The organism is Actinoplanes sp. NPDC051633 (assembly GCF_040681735.1).
Classification (GTDB): Bacteria; Actinomycetota; Actinomycetes; order Mycobacteriales; family Micromonosporaceae; genus Actinoplanes.
This window is the reverse complement of record NZ_JBFAZH010000975.1, coordinates 1-2,980: the sequence shown is the minus strand read 5'-3', so window position 1 is coordinate 2,980 and position 2,980 is coordinate 1. Positions and strand designations below refer to the sequence as shown.

General features: G+C 71.0%; 4 protein-coding genes. All 4 read right to left on the bottom strand.

The window, feature by feature from the left end:
• Positions 1 to 498: DciA family protein (locus AB0M20_RS35445; protein WP_364304889.1), on the bottom strand; the 498-nt coding region annotated here is incomplete at its 3' end.
• A complete protein-coding gene (gene recF / locus AB0M20_RS35440; RefSeq protein WP_364304888.1) occupies positions 491 to 1,603 on the bottom strand; it encodes a DNA replication/repair protein RecF in 1,113 nt (370 codons plus the stop codon). The genes recF and AB0M20_RS35445, both read right to left, overlap by 8 nt.
• A gap of 5 nt (positions 1,604 to 1,608) precedes the next feature.
• Entirely contained in the window at positions 1,609 to 2,481 is an 873-nt protein-coding gene (gnd, locus tag AB0M20_RS35435) for a phosphogluconate dehydrogenase (NAD(+)-dependent, decarboxylating) (RefSeq protein ID WP_364304887.1), read from the bottom strand.
• 37 nt (positions 2,482 to 2,518) lie between these two features.
• A partial coding sequence (locus AB0M20_RS35430; RefSeq protein ID WP_364304885.1) for a DNA polymerase III subunit beta occupies positions 2,519 to 2,980 on the bottom strand: 462 nt, incomplete at its 5' end.

The following is a 2,980-nucleotide window of genomic DNA, read 5'->3' as shown; positions in this document are numbered from 1 at the left end:
GCCGCGGCCCTGCACCCGGCGTGGGCCCTTGCTCCACGACGGCGCCGACGGGCCGTGGATGTTGAGCTTGGTCACCACGTTGTGGCCGACCTCGCCGGCGATGTTCTTCAGCAGGCCGCCGGCGAGCATGCGCAGCTGGGTGGCCCATGCGGTGGACTCGGCCTCGACGGTGAGCACGCCCTGGTCCAGCTTGACCGGCCGGCTGTGCTTGGCGATGTCGGCGCCGACCACCTTCTCCCACGCGCCGAAGACGGTCGCCTCCGCCTTGGGCTTCTCCCAGCCGCGCTGACGCATGATCCGCTGCAGCACGTCGCCGAAGAGCTGCGGGTCACGCGGGTCGGGGCCCGGCCCGGAGTAGCCGCGCAGGCGGCGCTCGGGATCCGCGGCGCTGTAGTTCCGCTTCCTCGGCGCGGCCTTGCGCTTGGCGAGCGCGGCGTCGAGAACGGCCCGGGCCAGATCCGGACCGGTCTGTTCGTCGTCCTTGTCGTCGTCAGACACGCGTCACCTCTCCCGGCGTGATCTCGAAGCGCCCCCCCGACAGCGAGGCGGGCACGTCCTCGGGCACCGCACACGTCACGATCAACTGTGCCGCGTCCGAGACCAGCGCCGCCAGCCGTTCCCGCCGGCCGGCGTCCAGCTCGGCGAAGACGTCGTCGAGGACCAGCACCGGCTCGATCCCGTCGGCGCGCAACAGATCGTAGGCGGCCAGCCGCAGCGCCAGGGCGAACGACCAGGACTCGCCGTGGCTCGCGTACCCCTTGGCGGGCAGGTCGCCCAGCGCGAGCGTCAGATCGTCGCGGTGCGGGCCGACCAGGGTGACGCCGCGCTCGATCTCGGCCGGGCGGCGCTCGGCGAGCTGCGCCAGGAGAGCCTCTTCCAGATTCTCTCGCGATTCGATCTTCGACGCGTAGCTGATGGCGGCCGCCGATCGGCCCGCGGCGACCGCGTCGTAAGCCTTCGCCACGTGCGGCGCCAGCGCGCTGACCAGCTGGAGGCGCCCGGCCAGCAGCTCGGCGCCGTGATGGGCGAGGTGCTGGTCCCAGACGGCGAGCGTCGACAGGTCCTGCCCGCGGTTGCCGCCGACCTTGCGGGTCAGGTAGGCCGTCCGGAGCAGGGCGTTGCGCTGCTTGACCACCCGGTCGTAGTCGGCGCGGACACCAGCGAACCGGGGCTGGCGGGCGACCAGCAGGTCGTCGAGGTATCGGCGGCGCTCGGAGGGGTCGCCGCGGACCAGCTCCAGATCCTCCGGGGCGAAGAGCACCATGCGTAGGGCGCCGATCACCTCTCGCGGCCGGCGCACCGGCGAGCGGTTGAGCCGGGCCCGGTTCGCCTTGCCTGGCACGATCTCCAGCTCGACCAGCAGCTCACGTCCATCGTGGACGATCGCGCACCGGACGACCGCGGAGGCGGCGCCGGCGCGGACCAGCGGGGCATCGGTGGCCACCCGGTGACTGTCCAGTGTGGCCACGTAGCCGAGGGCTTCGACCAGGTTGGTCTTGCCCATGCCGTTCTGGCCGACCAGCACGGTCACGCCGGGGTCGAGGTCGACGGCCACCTGCTCGTACGAGCGGAAGTCGGCGAGCTCGACCCGGCGGACGTGCATCTCTCTCAGGCGTGCACGGCGTGGCCGCCGAACTGCTGGCGCAGCGCGGCCACGGCCTTCATCGCCGGAGAGTCGGGCTGACGGGACTCGAACCGGGCGAACAGCGACGACGCGATGACGTGCAGCGGCACCGCCAGGCGAACCGCCTCGTCGACCGTCCAGCGGCCCTCCCCGGTGTCCTCGGCATAGCCCTTGAGCTGGGCCAGCTTCGGGTCGCCGTCGAGGGCAAGGTCGAGCAGGTCGAGCAGCCAGGACTTGACGACGCTGCCCTCGCGCCAGCTCTTGATGATGCCGGGCACGTTGTCGACGTATTCCGAAGCCGCGAGCAGCTCGTAGCCCTCGGCGAAGGCCTGCATCATGCCGTACTCGATGCCGTTGTGGACCATCTTGGCGTAGTGCCCGGCGCCGACCGGGCCGGCGTGCACGAAGCCGTACGGCCCCTGCGGCTTGAGCGCCTCGAAGACCGGCATGGCCATCTCGACACTCGACGCCTCGCCGCCGACCATCAGGGCGTACCCGTTCTTGTGGCCCCAGACGCCGCCGGAGACACCCGCGTCCATGTAATGGATGCCCTTGGGGGCCAGCCGCTCGGCGCGCGGCTTGTCGTCGGTGAACTTGGAGTTACCGCCGTCGATGATCAGGTCGCCCTCGGACAGCAGTTCGGCGAGCTGATCAATGGTGCCTTCGGTGATGGGTCCGGCCGGGACCATGGTCCAGACCACGCGCGGCGCGCTCAGCTTCGAGACCAGCTCCTCAAGGCTGGCGGCGTCGCTGATGTCCGGGTTGCGGTCGTAGCCGACGACCTCATGGCCGGCCTCACGAATCCGCTCCCGCATGTTGCCGCCCATTCGGCCGAGACCGACAAGGCCGAGCTGCATGGTGTCCCCCTAGCGTTGTGGTTCCTCAGCCCCAGTATCAGCGGGTTACCCGGATCGGCATGATCAGATAGCGGTAACCGGGCACGATTTCCCCATCCTCCGACGCCGGAGAGATCACCGCGGGCTTGAACGCGTCGACGAACGACAGCACGGCGACCGGTGCGCCGAGGTTCTGCAGGCCGTCGATGAGGTACTGCGGGTTGAAGCCGATGGTCAGCGCCTCACCGGTGAACTGCGCCTCCATGGCCTCGCTGGCCCGCGCCTCCTCGGTCCCACCGGCCTCGACGACCAGGCCGTCCTCACTGAAGCTCAGCAGCACCGGAGTGGTGCGCTCGGCGACCAGGGCGACGCGGCGGACGACCTCGATCAGGGCGGCGACCGGCACCTGGGCGCTGGCGTTGTGGCTGGCCGGGAAGAGCGAGCGCACCGGCGGGTAGTTGGCGCCGTCGAGCAGGCGGCTGGGGGGGCGCCGGGTGCCGCCGGCGAAGCCGTTCATGCC

Bases quoted from the DNA above. Each gene is read 5' to 3' on its own strand.
- recF (WP_364304888.1), bottom strand. From the start codon at position 1,603: ATGCACGTCCGCCGGGTCGAGCTCGCCGACTTCCGCTCGTACGAGCAG.
- gnd (WP_364304887.1), bottom strand. From the start codon at position 2,481: ATGCAGCTCGGCCTTGTCGGTCTCGGCCGAATGGGCGGCAACATGCGG.